Annotated in this window: 10 protein-coding genes; 2 read left to right on the top strand and 8 right to left on the bottom strand. The window is 46.9% G+C overall.

Annotated features, from left to right (window positions below; translation table 11 throughout):
* Nucleotides 1-4: 4 nt before the first annotated feature.
* From HMPREF9447_RS17245 to HMPREF9447_RS17230, 4 genes are all read right to left on the bottom strand, one after another.
* Nucleotides 5-3,271: a SusC/RagA family TonB-linked outer membrane protein gene (locus HMPREF9447_RS17245; protein ID WP_009131040.1), complete on the bottom strand. Its 3,267-nt coding sequence runs from the start codon at nucleotides 3,269-3,271 to the stop codon at nucleotides 5-7.
* Between the two features lie 177 nt (nucleotides 3,272-3,448).
* On the bottom strand, nucleotides 3,449-6,076 hold the full coding sequence (locus tag HMPREF9447_RS17240; RefSeq protein WP_009131039.1) for a zinc-dependent metalloprotease: 2,628 nt from the start codon (nucleotides 6,074-6,076) through the stop codon (nucleotides 3,449-3,451).
* Between the two features lie 226 nt (nucleotides 6,077-6,302).
* Entirely contained in the window at nucleotides 6,303-7,475 is a 1,173-nt protein-coding gene (gene dnaJ / locus HMPREF9447_RS17235) for a molecular chaperone DnaJ (protein WP_009131038.1), read from the bottom strand.
* A gap of 10 nt (nucleotides 7,476-7,485) precedes the next feature.
* Entirely contained in the window at nucleotides 7,486-8,121 is a 636-nt protein-coding gene (locus HMPREF9447_RS17230; RefSeq protein ID WP_044138327.1) for a nucleotide exchange factor GrpE, read from the bottom strand.
* A gap of 217 nt (nucleotides 8,122-8,338) precedes the next feature.
* Here HMPREF9447_RS17230 and HMPREF9447_RS17225 point away from each other — a divergent pair, with 217 nt between their 5' ends.
* The gene (locus tag HMPREF9447_RS17225) at nucleotides 8,339-9,955 is read left to right on the top strand and encodes an ABC-F family ATP-binding cassette domain-containing protein (RefSeq protein WP_009131036.1); all 1,617 of its coding nucleotides are present in this window, start codon (nucleotides 8,339-8,341) and stop codon (nucleotides 9,953-9,955) included.
* Between the two features lie 68 nt (nucleotides 9,956-10,023).
* Here HMPREF9447_RS17225 and HMPREF9447_RS29445 read toward each other — a convergent pair whose 3' ends face one another.
* From HMPREF9447_RS29445 to HMPREF9447_RS17210, 3 genes are read right to left on the bottom strand one after another with little or no spacing between them, the layout of a single operon-like run.
* Entirely contained in the window at nucleotides 10,024-10,293 is a 270-nt protein-coding gene (locus tag HMPREF9447_RS29445) for a PDDEXK nuclease domain-containing protein (RefSeq protein ID WP_374937427.1), read from the bottom strand.
* 13 nt (nucleotides 10,294-10,306) lie between these two features.
* Nucleotides 10,307-11,059 carry a DUF1016 N-terminal domain-containing protein gene (locus tag HMPREF9447_RS17215; protein WP_394330298.1) on the bottom strand — a complete coding sequence of 251 codons (753 nt, stop codon included), beginning with the start codon at nucleotides 11,057-11,059 and terminating at the stop codon, nucleotides 10,307-10,309.
* Between the two features lie 40 nt (nucleotides 11,060-11,099).
* Nucleotides 11,100-12,158: a leucine-rich repeat domain-containing protein gene (locus HMPREF9447_RS17210; protein ID WP_009131033.1), complete on the bottom strand. Its 1,059-nt coding sequence runs from the start codon at nucleotides 12,156-12,158 to the stop codon at nucleotides 11,100-11,102.
* Between the two features lie 112 nt (nucleotides 12,159-12,270).
* Between HMPREF9447_RS17210 and HMPREF9447_RS17205 the strand changes: the two genes are divergently transcribed.
* Complete coding sequence (locus HMPREF9447_RS17205; protein WP_009131032.1) at nucleotides 12,271-13,203, top strand: CPBP family intramembrane glutamic endopeptidase; 933 nt, start codon at nucleotides 12,271-12,273, stop codon at nucleotides 13,201-13,203.
* Here the strand turns inward: HMPREF9447_RS17205 and HMPREF9447_RS17200 are convergent.
* Nucleotides 13,121-15,247 (bottom strand): Tex family protein, encoded by a 2,127-nt coding sequence (locus HMPREF9447_RS17200; RefSeq protein ID WP_009131031.1) that lies wholly within the window; start codon nucleotides 15,245-15,247, stop codon nucleotides 13,121-13,123. The genes HMPREF9447_RS17205 and HMPREF9447_RS17200 overlap by 83 nt on opposite strands.
* Nucleotides 15,248-15,345 lie beyond the last annotated feature (98 nt).

Below are 15,345 nucleotides of genomic sequence, written 5' to 3'. Positions count from 1 at the left end.
AAAATTAAAAAATCAGGTTCAGGCTCAAGGTCACGGACTTGGGAGCCGGTGTTGCATAAGCATTGGACATGGTTTCCGGATCGAGATAGTTTTTATAGCTTGAGCCGAATACCAATAAGTTACGTCCCTCTATGGCAACCGTGGCGGAAGTCATTCCCAACGTGCGGCTGAAGTTAGTGGGCAATGTATAGCCCAACCGAATATTTTGCAGTCTCACATAGTTCAGGTCTCTGATCCAAATATCCAGGTTACGGTATATTTCACTTTGATTTGAATACCACATATATTCGTCCAGACGTTCGTTCTGACTCAGCAGAACCGGGAAGATCGTTTCTGTATTTTCCGGAGTCCAACGATTCAGGATGTCACGGTTCGTGTTACGTCCTTTGTCGAAATCAACGATAGAGTAGGTGGGCTGGCTGCGTACTTTTCCACCAAAGTCGAAACTGAAGTTGACGCCCAGTTCAAAAGCCTTATAGGTGAAAGTATTATTGAAACCGCCTGTATAAGGGCAGTCAGCAGTACCGACATACGTGTAAAGTTCACGACGCTCGCGGGCTGTCAGGTCGGTTGCTCCGAATCCCCATTCCTGCAATTTAAAGAATTCCATAGCCGATACGGCTTTTCCGTCTTTATCCTGAAACTTCGGATAACCTTCTTCATCCAGCCCGGCTGTTTTCAGGGCAAACAAGGCTCCTACGGGATAACCTTCACGTCCCGGTTCCAGAGCATCTTCGCGCAGTGCTTCTTTCAGTACTTTATTGTTGTTGTATGCGAAGTTGAAGTTAGTGGTCCACATGAAGTTCTTGGTGTGGACATTGCGTGTGCTGAGGGCAACTTCGACACCCTGGTTCTGCATACTGGCCCAGTTGACGGTCAGCATTTCAAAGCCAGTTTCCAGCGGCAGCATCTGCGTACCAATCAAATCTACCCCTTTGCGATAATAGTAATCCACGCTCAGGTTGATACCCTGATTCAAGACTGCAAAGTCAAAACCGGCATTTACTGAGTGGGTCTTTTCCCAGCGCAGTTTTTTATTCGGTGCGCCGGAAACGTCAATCATGTCTTCTGAACCTCCCGGCAGGATGTTTTCAACTCTGTAGTTTCCCAAAAGGAAAGGAGAGGTGTTTTTATCTATGTTTCCCTGCAAACCATAGGATGCACGGACTACCAGATTGTCTATCCATTTGGCGCCTGCCATAAAAGGTTCCTGAGAAACACGCCATAAACCACTTACTGAATATAAGGGCAGATAGCGGTACTTCTTGTCTACACCGAAAAGGTCGGAACCGTCGAAGCGGATACTTCCGCCCAATGTATAGCGGTTCAGCAACGAATAAGACAGGGTTGAGAAAGCGGATACATATGCATTCTCCACATGACCCTTTTCATGCAACTTGAAAGCCTGGCTCTCTTCCGGGAAGATAATCGGCTTTGTTGTCAGCGTTTTACGGTCAAATCCATAACCGGCACTATACAGTTTCTCTTCCCATGTCTTGCGGATTTCCGTTCCCACCATTACTTCAAACTCATGGATGTCGTTGTAGGTATCTCGATATTCTCCCATCGCTTTCCAGGTGAGTTGAGACAACGAGTTTTCGTTAGCCTTATGGAATCCTCCTTCCGGCAGATAAGTCACACCATTATAGCGATGGTTCTTTTTTTCCTTACGCATGGCAAAAGATTCTTCGTCGGCAATCTTTTCGATAGAAGTCTTATCGAGTTGCAGTCCGAGTTGAGTAGTAAGCTTGAACCGGTCGTCAAAACGTAACTCTGCATCGAAGATGGAGGAAAGCCCGTTGATGGTGGTTTCGTTAGTGGTATTTCTTTGTTCTTCAAATGGATTATATCCAAAGTCCATGTCCACATCATTCTCCACGTCGATGTCGTAATTGTAGTTACCGTTGGCATCATAGGGCGTGAAGTAAGGATTAGCCAGACGCGAGTAGAATATCGGATTGGTTAAGCCATCTGAATCCGGCAGATAACTCGAATTCTTACGGCGGTTGGCAAACATCGAAGCACCGACTTTCAGGATACTGTTCACCTTATAGCTGGTCTTCATCACTAAGTTCAATCGCTCGGCCGATACATTCGGAACGTTACCATTCTCTTTCATATATCCGAAAGAAGTATAGTAAGTTGCCTTTTCACTACCACCGGACAGAGACAGGTTATACTCTTGCGTAAATGCATCACGGAAAAGTATATCACTCCAATCCGTATTGGTTGCTTTCAGTTTGTTGATGGCACTTTGAGCGTTTGGCGACAAAGCGTCCCAACCTCCGTCTTTGAAGTTTTTGAGTTCGTTCATGCCAGAGATGATGCGGTATACTTCACCTTTGGTTTCTCTGTAAGGATAGCCGGCTGCCAGCAGGTCGAGTTCCAGACCTACTTTTTCTTCCGAGTTCAACAGGTTCAAGCGGTCTATGTTCAACTTCGGAGAATAGGTTAGTTTGGTGGAGAAGTTGATAACCGGTTTGCCTACTTTACCTTTCTTGGTAGTAATCACGATTACACCATTGGCTGCACGGGCACCGTAAATGGCGGTTGCGGCAGCATCTTTCAGTACGGTGATATTGTCGATGTCGGCAGGATTAAGTCCGGCAATGGCAGTCTGACCAATATTGTCGATGTCTTTCAGTACCTCCATATTGGGAATATTGGTTCCTTCCAATGGAATACCATCCAACACCCACAAAGGGTCTTGCGTACCATTCAGGGAGGATGTACCGCGAATACGGATTTTGGCAGGAGCACCCGGAGTACCGGAAATGTTGCTTACGGAAAGTCCGGCAATCTGTCCGGCCAATGCCTGGTCTATGCTTTTGGTGGCACCTACCATCTGGTCCGAAATATCGATCTTCGATACGGCAGCCGTCAGTTTGCGACGTTCTACAGTCTGATATCCCGTCACAACTACCGCATCGAGCATGTGGGCGGAAGGTTGAAGAGTGATATCATATTTATTTTTGCCCGGTATGAGCTTTACTTCCACTACATCATAGCCCACATAGCTACAATAAAAGCGGGTAATACCTTCCGGAATGGAGATTGAGAACTTACCGTCAATATCCGTAATGACACCGATAGTCGACTGGTTATTCCCGTTTTTCTTCAAATCATCAGTCGTCACATAGACGGAAGCACCGATGAGAGGTAAATTATCCTCCGAAGAAATTACTACACCCTCTATCTGCCGGTTTGCGGCAAGGGCGTAACTAAGGGCTCCTATTAGTAATAGGAATGTGATAGATAAGCGTCTTTTCATCTATTAAAAAAATAAAATTAATACTTATATTGAAAACTGTAAAAGGTGTGTTTTAATCATCCTTCTTAGAAATGGTTCAGGATGATAATTTATCAACGTGATGTATCTCAACTCCCCTCCTCTTAGGAGGAGAATTAAGATACTCTTATTTATTTAACGCTGATAAATAGTCATTTCTTAAAGTCCCAATGCCGTGTTGATACGGAGAATCATGTCTTTATAATGATATTTGGTTGCTACGTCCGATGTTCCCAGACGACTTTGAAGCAACTCTTTGATGCGGAGCAATTCGCCCCGTTTCACGGAAATGGCATCTGAGATGCGGTTCAGTTGCGAGCCGTAGAAGTTCAATTCGCGGCGGGCACCCATGCGGTCGGCATCCAATGAACGGTGGGCATGCTCGTCGCAACTACATAGCGGCAACTGATTATCCAGCAGGAAATGATTATCCATTAACTTCTTATTGATCTTCACGCCTTCGCTTTCGGCAGCAGCCGTAATCAGCGCATCCACAAAGTTCTTCTGTAAGGCACGCGTCATGACATCGGGCAACGCACCACGCTCGGTAGTTGCGAAGATGCTGCGATGCAAGCCGTCCATCAGCTCTACAGCCGTGAAAGCTTTCTTACCATTCACCGCTTCGTTTTCGAGCATGCGCACCAGGCGGTTATTGCCCAAGAGATCCCAAAGAATATACGACTGTGCATTCTTCAATATCTGCGTCGGTGCATTTTCTACCACACCCAGCGGAGTGTTGCGAAGCAGATAAGTATATTCGCCAACTTCCGTGTCAAATAACCACTTCGGATAAGTCAGCACTTCATCCAGCAAGAACTTCAGGGCAGCTTGCTGCTTTTCTTTTTCTACAAAAGTATAAGTCTTCTGTCCGTCACCCACAGTTGTATTTTCTATATAGATACCACCGATGTTGGCGAGTACATGGTACAGATAGTTATTCCATTGATTGATTACGGCATAGTATAAGCGTGAAGCTTCCTCATAAGTCTGTCCTTTTTCTCCGGTCGTCGTCCACTTTATAATTTCCGGAACGATCCGCTTTAGGTTTGCAATACCATATTGGGAGGAGCGTACGGCATCATCTCCCAAGTCTTCGTTCTGTGCACGAGGGTCTACGGCGTCGCGCACATCCTGCGCTTCGCTGTATTTATACAGACGGTCGGTATGGCGACTCAGGAAATCATAAAGCAAATCCTTCTCTTCCTCCGGAGTCTCCTTGCCATACCAACGGTAACCGTATTCAATAGCAAAAATATCATAGGGACCGATATGCGGGGATAGTGCAGTGACACCGTCACCCGGCTGTGCCACATAGTTGAAGCGGGCATAATCCATGATAGACGAGGAAGTAGAGTTCATCCGGCCGGTAAACGACTTGGAACGGAGTGAGTCGGTGGGGAATGCCCACGAACCCATCATGTTGTGGCGCAAACCTAATGAGTGCCCCACTTCATGGCAGGCCACAAAGCGCATAGCGTCGCCCATCAGTTCGTCGGACAACTTGATACCTTGGGCTTCGGGGCGGACGGTTCCAGTCTGTACGGTGATCCATTCCTGAAGCATATTCAACACATTGTGCCACCACATGATGTCCGCTTCCAGGATTTCTCCTGAACGGGGGTCAAGGATTGAGGGACCCATGGCGTTAGCCTTGGTTGAGGCGGCATAAGTCAGGACGGAGTAATTCACGTCGTCCATATCTATCGCCATGCTGTCGGTGATATCTTTGGCAATGATTGCATTTTTAAAGCCGGCACGCTCAAAGGCTACCTGCCAGTCCTCAATGCCCTGTTTGATGTATTTACGCCAGCGATACGGCGTAGAATTTTCTATGTAGAACACGATGGGTTTTGTCGGTTCCACCAATTCACCACGCAGATAGCGTTCGCGGTCTTCCGGTTTCGGTTCCAGACGCCAGCGGGTGATGAATTGCTGTTTGTTTACCCGTTGCTGTCCGTCGCTGTAGCTCAGCAATGGATTGGTGAAGTACCCCACCCGGGCATTATCCAGTCGTCCCGCCATCGGCGTTTCCGGCAGCAACATCAGCGAGGAGCTTACTTCAACCGTCACATAAACAGAAGTCGTTCCTTCGGTCACTTTCGTTGTCAGTTCGGAGGTGGCCACCACATTGTTCTCGAATGCTTTGATCGAGAGGATACGGGAAAGGTTCTTGATAGAAGAAGTTCCCAGGTTGATGTTCGTGAATACGTTATTGATGCTTGTTTCCGTACCGTCGTAAATATCGTTCACCTTGATAACCATGGTAGTGGAGTCATTATTGAATGCCTCGATTTTGAAACCGGCTATCAGCGGTGAGATGTAATTATCGCGTACGGACTGACTGATGGCATCTCCGGCAGGAGCGAGTGGGAGAGGGCGGCTCTGGCGAATCAGCAATTTATTTGTTGCCTTGTCCAGCTCGAAGCGCACCATCTGGTTCTCGTAGTTCGTGCCACGGTTCACTCCGGCTTCATTCAGCTCGGATGGAACGCGTTGCAGCTTGTTCACTACCAGCATGTCCCTGCCCAGCAGGTGGGTGGGTACCTCAAAGTAATAATCATTCTTTTTTTGGTACACGTTGAACATACCACGGCGCAGGGTGCTACCGTCTCCGGTCAGTTTTTCGTACTCGTTTGGGGATTTAACACTGTCGTTAGGTTCGCTTTTCTTTTTCTTTCGGAACCATCCCATAGAATCGGGTGTAGAATTTACAGCATGCAACACAACAGGCTCGCACATGAAAGCGCCTGTGGCCACTGTAGTCAGTAGGATTGTTTTAAGTTTCATCAGCTATTATCAATTATCATCATCCCCTTACTCTACTCTATAGAGTAAAGGATTGCAAATATAGTAAAACTATCTATACGAATGGATGATTGTGGTTCGTTTTGACGTTTTTTGTTTAATAAACCAAATGTTCGTTGATTTATAAAAAAAACGTATCAGTTAAAGAATGAATACAAACTTTAACTGACACTGTTTATATTATGCTTTTTAAGAATTCGGAATCTTGTCAATCAAACAAGCTCTTGAACTTCTTGAATATCTTCTCTTTAATTGAGGTATTCGGTTTGAAGTTGTCTGACGTTTCCATTTCTTCGAGCGCTTTCTTTTCGTCTTTATTAAGAGTTTCCGGCACATATACGCTGACGTTTACCAATAAGTCACCCGTACCGTATCCGTTCACACTCGGCAGACCTTTTCCGCGCAGGCGGAGTACTTTGCCCGGTTGCGTTCCCGATTCAATCTTCACTTTCACCTTTCCGTCAATGGTCGGTATCTCTACCGCACCGCCCAGGGCGGCGGTCGGGAAACTGAGAAGCAGGTTATAAATCAGGTCGTTCTCGTCGCGAATCAAATCCTTGTCTTGTTCCTCTTCCACGAGAATCAGCAAGTCGCCCGGCACACCATTGTGCTTGCCGGCATTTCCTTTGCCGCCCATAGAAAGCTGCATGCCTTCCATTACACCTTTAGGGATGTTTACGCTTACCACTTCTTCGCCGTAAACGATACCCTCTCCGGCACACTCCTTACACTTGTTTTTGATGATTTTACCTTCACCGCCACAAGTGGGACAGGTAGCTCGTGTCTGCATTGTGCCAAGAATGGTCTGTTGGTTACGGATCACCGTACCGCTACCTTTACAGGTTGCACAAGTCTCCGCACCGCCATCACCTTCGGCACCTGTTCCGTGACAATGATTACAGGGAACGTATTTTTTAAGTTTGAATTTTTTCTCTACACCGGTGGAGATTTCTTTCAGGTTCAGCTTCACCTTTACGCGCAGGTCCGAACCGCGGAAACGTGCACGCTGCTGCGAGCCTCCGCCGCCAAAGCCTCCTCCGAAGCCGCTGAAGCCACCGCCACGTCCACCGAAGATATCTCCGAACATGGAGAATATATCATCCATGGACATACCACCGCTGAAACCACCGAACGGACCTCCGTTACCGGCAGCACCACTCATTCCGGCATGGCCGAACTGGTCATAACGGGCACGCTTGTCCTGATTGCTTAGTACATCGTATGCCTCTGCCGCTTCTTTGAATTTCTCTTCAGCCACTTTGTCACCCGGGTTTTTGTCAGGGTGATATTGGATGGCTTTTTTCCGGTAAGCTTTCTTAATTTCCTCTACCGATGCTGTCTTCTCTACTTCCAGTACTTCGTAGTAATCTCTTTTTTCCATATATATTATGTTATTCTCCTACCACCACTTTGGCATGGCGGATTACTTTGTCGTTTAGCGTGTAACCTGTCTGTACGCAATCCAGGATTTTGCCTTTCAGGGCTTTATCCGGTGCCGGAACAACGGCGATAGCTTCGTGATAGTCCGTGTCGAGAGGCTTGTCTTTCGTCTCGATAACTTTCACGCCGTCTTGTGCCAGTACAGCCATGAACTTATTATAGATCAATTCCACTCCTTCTTTCACGGCTGCCACATCGGTGGCAGTTTCCATGTTTTTCAGGGCGCGTTCAAAGTCATCTACTACAGGAAGGATGGTGCTGATGGTTTTCTCACCGCCGTTCAGGATCAGTTCAGCCTTTTCCTTCATGGTGCGTTTACGGTAGTTGTCAAACTCAGCAGAGAGGCGCAGATACTTGTCCTTCTGGTCTTCTATCACCTTGTTGGCTTCTTCCAGTTCCTTGGCGAGCTTTTCTTCCTCGGTCAGAGGAGCTTCTTCCTGCACTTCTTCTTCTTCGTGAATCTCTTCATTTTCCGCAGCTTCTTCTTGAACAGCTCCGGATTCCAACTCTTCTTCGTTGATGTTTTCTTTTTCTTTCGGGTCCATATTTCTATTTTTATTATTCTTAAAAAAAGGATTTGTTTTCATTGCTGTCAAAGGTTTAAGTTAGTATACCGCTATACAACAAAAACTTTGCCAAACGGGCAGCTTTTGTCGAAAACGCCGCAAAGGTAATACTTTTATGTCAGATTGACAGCGCATTTCTACGAGTATTCGTAGAAAAATGCCTATCTTTGCACCCGCAAAATGCAGAATGATAGGTGTTAGATAGTAAATTGTAAATCGATAAATAGTAAATAATTCAATGATTACAGTCTCGAACGTTTCCGTACAGTTTGGAAAAAGAGTGTTATTTAATGATGTAAACCTGAAGTTTACGAGTGGTAACTGTTATGGTATCATTGGCGCCAACGGTGCCGGAAAATCTACTTTCCTGCGTACCATATCGGGTGATCTGGATGCTACTACCGGTTCTATTATGCTAGGCCCGGGCGAACGTCTTTCCGTGCTAAGCCAGGATCACTTTAAGTGGGATGCACTTACGGTAATGGATACAGTGATGATGGGGCATACTGTCCTGTGGGATATAATGAAACAACGTGAAGTGCTTTATGCCAAAGAAGACTTCACCGATGAAGACGGTTTGAAGGTTTCCGAACTGGAGGAGAGATTTGCGGAACTGGATGGCTGGAATGCCGAGAGTGACGCTGCCGCTTTGTTGAGTGGCCTGGGCATCAAGGAAGACAAACACTATATGTTGATGGGGGACCTTAGCGGAAAGGAGAAGGTGCGTGTAATGTTGGCGCAAGCTCTTTTCGGTAATCCGGATAACCTGTTGCTGGATGAGCCTACCAATGACCTGGATATGGAAACCGTGATGTGGTTGGAAGAGTATCTGGCAAACTTTGAACATACCGTATTGGTTGTGAGCCACGACCGTCACTTCCTCGACTCTGTTTGTACGCATACGGTCGATATAGACTATGGCAAAATCAACCTCTTTGCCGGTAACTATAGCTTCTGGTACGAGTCAAGCCAGTTGGCTTTGCGTCAGCAGCAGAACCAGAAAGCTAAGGCTGAAGAGAAAAAGAAAGAGTTGGAAGAATTCATCCGCCGTTTTAGTGCCAATGTGGCAAAGAGCAAGCAGACCACCAGCCGTAAGAAGATGCTGGAGAAACTGAATGTGGAAGAAATCAAGCCGTCTTCACGTAAATATCCGGGTATCATCTTTACTCCCGAACGTGAGCCGGGTAATCAGATTCTGGAAGTTTCCGGTCTGACCAAGACTCTGGAGGATGGTACGGTACTTTTCCGCGACGTTAACTTCAATGTGGAAAAGGGAGACAAGATAGTGTTCCTTTCACGCGATCCCCGTGCCATGACTTCATTCTTCGAGATTATAAATGAAGAGACGAAACCGGATGCGGGAACTTTCAACTGGGGTGTCACCATCACTACTGCTTACTTGCCGCTGGATAATACCAGATATTTCAATACCGACCTGAACCTGGTGGATTGGTTGAGCCAGTTTGGCGAAGGGAATGAAGTCTATATGAAGAGCTTCCTCGGCCGTATGTTGTTCTCCGGTGAAGAGGTGCTGAAAAAAGCAAGTGTATTGTCGGGAGGTGAAAAGATGCGTTGTATGATTGCCCGCATGCAGTTGCGCAATGCCAACTGTCTGATATTGGATACTCCGACCAACCATCTGGACTTGGAATCTATTCAGGCATTCAATAACAATCTGAAGACGTATAAAGGCAACATCCTGTTCTCTTCTCATGACCACGAGTTCATTCAGACTGTAGCCAATCGTATTATTGAATTGACGCCGAACGGTATCATTGATAAGATGATGGAATACGATGAATATATCACTTCGGATCATATCAAGGAACTGAGGGCGAAGATGTACGGAAACTAAAGATTTGCTCTTGCAATAAAAAATATCGCCTTGCAATATTCAGTTATTGCAAGGCGATGTTTTTTTTGTTAAAGCAGTTTCTTTAATTCTTCAATATCCGGCAGAGCCATGCGCAACCGTTCGGGCATGTCTGAGGAGTTGGTATAAGTTGCCACACCCATGGGTTTGTCATAATCTTGTATGATGTATTCTACGTACTCCTTGTTGGCTTCTTTACAAAGCACGATGCCGATGGTGGGGTTCTCATGTGGTTTCTTCACATGGTCATCAAGGATGCGTAGATAGGCCATGAGCTGTCCGAGATAGCCGGGCTTAAACTTTCCCGTTTTTAATTCCACACAAACCATGGCATTAAGCTCTCTGCTGCTCTACCACACGTTCGTCTATGTCCTCACTGTCGCGCTCGCCAATTTCCTCTACGTTGATAAAGTCGAGGGCATACTCGTCCTTGAACATCATAACAGCCTTACGTGCCCCCTTGGCATTCATCATAGTCTTGGAGAAATTGTTCGGAATTGATTGCTGGGTATGAAAGGCATCCTCTTTCATCAGTTGTACCACGGCATCAACCGACAAATGTTCGTGAGCACAACGCCGGATATAATAGTACCGCTCTGACAGTGTTTTCGCCTTGCTCAAAATACGTGAGTGGTGAGTGAAGGGAACTGTCAAAAACTCTGTGGCTGGGAAATCAGTCGTATTAGGTACGGACATTCCATGATAGATGTCAATCTCGTTTTCGTCAAATTCGGTAATTGCAATTACCGAATTGTTTTCATACCCATTTTGTACAGCAACGGTGGCTTCAGATTCTAACATTGTCCAACTCTCATAAAATTGTCTCATTTTCTTGAGACTTTCTGCAGAGAATCCTCGTAATCCGGGCAGAATCTTTCTTAGCCGTTCACTGATGACTGCAAGTGCACTGCTGCCCCACTTTTCCTTGCGAGAGTTTTGAGACACATATTTACCTATGCCGAAATAGACTGCAAGTTGTATGCGGTTTTCACCTTTAAGAGCTTCGTACTGGCCTTGCAGTATGGCGGTCTTTATTACTTCCGCGGCATGATTGTATGTTGACGGTGATAATTGACTTTGTTCCATTGTCATTTAACTGAATAATTAATACCTGTATAGAGGCAGTTTATTTATATATCAACTTACTCTTCCCGTCTCCAAACAGATTATCTCCCAGCGTCGTGATTTTATTTCCCGTAGCTACCACATGCCGCAGGTTATCACATCCCATGAATGCCCCATATTCGATAGCCGTTACTCCTGCCGGCAGCACCAGTGTGCCGCACAGGCGTCCGCAACCACTGAATGCCCGTTGACCGATGCTTTTCAACCCCTTTGGAAGCTGAATACGCAACAAGTACTTTTTCTGTGTGAATGTATATTCGGGAATAGCGGTGGCATTGCAATTACTCAGGTCGATAGCTACCAGATTGGGCATATAGTCTCGTATCAGGATGAAGTCCGCTGCATCCAGTTTTCCTTCTACAGTAAGGAAATTCACATCTTTGGGTTGCAGGCCGGCTTCTACCAATTCACTGGCGAGGCTTCCCATCAAACCTACCTGTACAAATGCCTCTACCGGCTCACCCTCTATCACAGCAAACGTATCCCAGTGCTTCTTGGCACGGTAGGAATCACTGCTGCCCAGGGGCACGAAAATGGCTGTTATGCTGTCTGCCAGCGCTTCCGGCAATAAATTGGGAGCGGTCTTCTTTCTCACCTGGCATATTTTCAGATTCTCACAACCCTTGAATGCCGCATCTTCTATATTCTTGATTTTCTCCGAAAGGATAACTTTTTGCAGAGTGGACTTTCCGGTAAAAGTGCTGTCGCTTGTCTGCCGGCAGAATGCATATGCAGGCACGCAGTTGGGTGGGTAAATATAAAAACGGTCGGGGAAAGTGCCGCCCTTGCCGGCGTATGTACTGATGGAAGCATTGGAAATGTCCAGCACTTGCAGGTTTTTGAATTCATCCCGCAGATGTTTGAAGTCAATGGCATTCAATTTTCCGGTCAGGGTGAGATGGGTGATGCTGTTGGCTTCATCTTCGGTGAGCATGGATACCAAAGTACCGGCTTTGGAGACGAAAAATGTTTTGTTTCCGGCGGGTGTGCCTGTATTTTGAGCTGCTACATAAGTACATGCAGCCAACATTATGATAGTGAAGACTTTCTTTATTTTCATAGCTGTTACAGATATGTTTCAGACAAATATACGGTTTTTTACAGGAAGTTATTTTCTATGTTTTAATTTTATAGGTATTTTTGCCGGGGTATTAACATATAGAAACAGAGATATGGAATCAATGAATGAAAATGCAGGTGCCGTTCTGCAAGAGTCGAAAGTAGTCATCTATCTGTCTGTGGCGGCGAAGATTGTAGTCTATGTGTTTTTGATATTAGGATTTGCTGCTGCATTTGCTTTTCTGGCGGGTGATTTACTCGCATTGGTTCCGGCTTTGGCACAGAATGGGGCATTGGAGCTCATTGTACAGGAGAGTTGTTTCCTGGCCGGTGTTTTGGTAGCTGCATTCATTTTGTTGAGGTGGTGGGACCGCTTACCCTTTTCTGACTTGGGACTATCTGTGAAAGGAAGATTGAAGGACTTTCTTTGGGGAACATTTGTTGCATTTGCACTCTATGGCATTGGCTTTGGCGTGTTGTATCTTTCCGGTGAAATTAAAATAACCGGAGTGCAATGGGATGGAGCTAACTTGTTGCTGATGTGGATATTCATGCTGTTGGTAGCCGTTACAGAGGAAACCGCCCTTCGTGGTTTTGTGCTGGGACGCCTGCTGAATGCAGGAGTTAACCGCTTTATGGCATTGTTTATTTCAGCAGCCCTGTTTTCCCTGCTCCATATCTTTAATCCTAATTTCTCCCTTATTGCTTTTCTGAATATTCTGCTGGCCGGATTGATGCTGGGCGCCTCTTATATCTATACGCGAAACTTGTGGTTTCCCATTGCCCTCCACCTTTTCTGGAACTGGTTGCAAGGCCCGGTTCTTGGTTTCGAGGTGAGTGGCGGACAATTCGGCAACACCCTGTTGAGCCTGGAGCTTCCTGAAAAAAATATCATCAACGGCGGTGCTTTTGGCTTCGAAGGCTCTGTGGTGTGCACCGCGTTGATGATTATAATGACTGTAATTATTCTGAAATCAGCTTCAAGGCAATCCTCTTGCGATCCATGTCCACACTCAGCACCCGAACCCGGACATGCTGGTGAATAGATACGACCTCGTTCGGATCTGAAATGAAGCGGTCAGCCAGTTGTGAAAGGTGAATCAGGCCGTTTTCTTTGATTCCTATATCGACAAAAGCGCCGAAATTAGTGATGTTGCCCACGATGCCGGGCAGTTCCATGCCTTCGTGCAGGTCGTTGATGGTGCGCACATTCTTGTCGAACTCAAAAATCTTTATCGGGCCTCGCGGGTCACGTCCCGGTTTGTCCAGTTCCTGCAAGATATCTTTCAGAGTCGGCATTCCCACGGTGGGAGTGAGGTACTTCTCCGGTTGAATTTTCAGGCGGAGTTCTTTGCTGGCGATGAGCTCTGCCACACTGCAACCCAGGTCTTTTGCCATCTGCTCTACGATGCAATAACTTTCGGGATGCACGGCCGAGTTATCCAATGGGTTCTGGGCTTGCGGAATGCGGAGGAAGCCGGCGCATTGCTCAAATGCCTTGGCACCCATGCGCGGCACTTTCATCAGTTGCTTGCGGGAGGTGAATGCACCGTTTTCAGCACGGTAGTTCACGATGTTCTGTGCAAGTTGGGGCCCTAAACCTGAGATGTAAGTCAGCAGGTGGCTGCTTGCCGTATTCAGGTTGACTCCGACCAGATTCACGCAACTTTCTACGGTAGAATCCAGTGACTTCTTTAACTTGGATTGATCCACATCATGCTGGTATTGTCCTACGCCGATGGATTTCGGGTCGATTTTAACCAACTCTGCCAATGGGTCCATCAGGCGACGGGCAATGGATACCGCTCCGCGCACAGTGACGTCATATTCGGGAAATTCATCACGGGCAATCTTGGATGCAGAGTAGATGGAAGCACCTTGTTCACTCACCACGAATACCTGAATTTCCTTTCTGAACGTCTGGTGCTTCAGGAACTCTTCCGTTTCACGGCTTGCTGTTCCGTTTCCTACGGCAATGGCTTCTATCTGATAGGCTTCCACCATTTTTTGTATTTTGGATACGGCATCTGCGGTCTTGTACACCGGGGCATGCGGGTAGATATTTTCATTGTGCAGCAAGTTGCCCTGCGCATCCAGGCACACCACTTTACAACCGGTGCGGAATCCGGGGTCAATGCCCATCACCCGCTTTTGTCCCAGTGGGGAGGCAAGCAGCAATTGACGCAGGTTCTGGACGAACACCCGGATGGCTTCTTCGTCCGCCTGTTCCTTGCTCTGTGCGGCAAATTCGGTTTCGATGGACGACTTCAACAGACGTTTATAAGCATCCTGCACGGCCTCTGCCACTTGTTCGCCACAAGCATTGTTGCTGCGCACGAAGCGGCGTTCCAGCCGCTCTACGCACTCTTCATCGTCAGGACTAATGCTGACTTTCAGCAGTCCTTCGGCTTCGGCGCGGCGGATGGCGAGCAGTTGGTGCGAGGTGCACTTCTTGAGCGGTTTGCTGAATTCGAAATAATCCCGGTATTTATCAGCTTCACTCTCTTTGCCTTTCACCACTTTGGCCGTGATGACGGCTTGCCGGGAGAAAGCAAAGCGCACGGTGTTGCGTGCCTGTTCATCTTCGCTGACCTGCTCGGCAATGATGTCACGTGCACCTTTCAGGGCATCTTCGGCATCTTTCACTTCTCCTTTGACGTATGCTTCCGCACGCTTTCCGGGGTTGGGTTCACGTTGCAGCATCAATAAGGTTGCCAAGGGTTCCAGACCTTTTTGCCGGGCCACTTCTGCGCGGGTGCGGCGTTTGGGTTTATAGGGCAGGTAGATGTCTTCGAGTACGGTGCTGTCCCATGTTTCATCAATGCGCTTTTGCAGTTCAGGGGTCATTTTCCCCTGTTCGTTGATGGTGCTGATGATGGTTTCTTTCCGCTTGGCAGTCTCGTTCAGCTTTTCATATTGCGTTTTGATAGCTTCGATTTGCACTTCATCCAGTCCGCCGGTGGCTTCCTTACGATAACGGCTGATGAAGGGAATAGTGGCTCCGTCTCCCAGTAAATCGAGCGTATGGCCGATTTGCTTTTCGGAAATGCCGAGGGCGGCGGAAATCATTCGGTGGAATAATTGCATCATGTTGAATCGTTTTTTTGAATAATGAGCGTCAAAGGTACAAAAGAATTATATAAAAATGCGAATGGGGAGTTGAATTAAACTCAATATTGATATAAGAA

Origin of the sequence: Bacteroides oleiciplenus YIT 12058, assembly GCF_000315485.1 — a bacterium.
GTDB classification, from domain to species: domain Bacteria; phylum Bacteroidota; class Bacteroidia; order Bacteroidales; family Bacteroidaceae; genus Bacteroides; species Bacteroides oleiciplenus.
Note: the sequence above shows the minus strand (reverse complement) of the source record. Positions and strands in the feature narration are given on the sequence as shown.

Bases quoted from the DNA above. Each gene is read 5' to 3' on its own strand.
- HMPREF9447_RS17245 (WP_009131040.1), bottom strand. From the start codon at position 3,271: ATGAAAAGACGCTTATCTATCACATTCCTATTACTAATAGGAGCCCTT.
- HMPREF9447_RS17240 (WP_009131039.1), bottom strand. From the start codon at position 6,076: ATGAAACTTAAAACAATCCTACTGACTACAGTGGCCACAGGCGCTTTC.
- dnaJ (WP_009131038.1), bottom strand. From the start codon at position 7,475: ATGGAAAAAAGAGATTACTACGAAGTACTGGAAGTAGAGAAGACAGCA.
- HMPREF9447_RS17230 (WP_044138327.1), bottom strand. From the start codon at position 8,121: ATGAAAACAAATCCTTTTTTTAAGAATAATAAAAATAGAAATATGGAC.
- HMPREF9447_RS17225 (WP_009131036.1), top strand. From the start codon at position 8,339: ATGATTACAGTCTCGAACGTTTCCGTACAGTTTGGAAAAAGAGTGTTA.
- HMPREF9447_RS17215 (WP_394330298.1), bottom strand. From the start codon at position 11,059: ATGGAACAAAGTCAATTATCACCGTCAACATACAATCATGCCGCGGAA.
- HMPREF9447_RS17210 (WP_009131033.1), bottom strand. From the start codon at position 12,158: ATGAAAATAAAGAAAGTCTTCACTATCATAATGTTGGCTGCATGTACT.
- HMPREF9447_RS17205 (WP_009131032.1), top strand. From the start codon at position 12,271: ATGGAATCAATGAATGAAAATGCAGGTGCCGTTCTGCAAGAGTCGAAA.
- HMPREF9447_RS17200 (WP_009131031.1), bottom strand. From the start codon at position 15,247: ATGATGCAATTATTCCACCGAATGATTTCCGCCGCCCTCGGCATTTCC.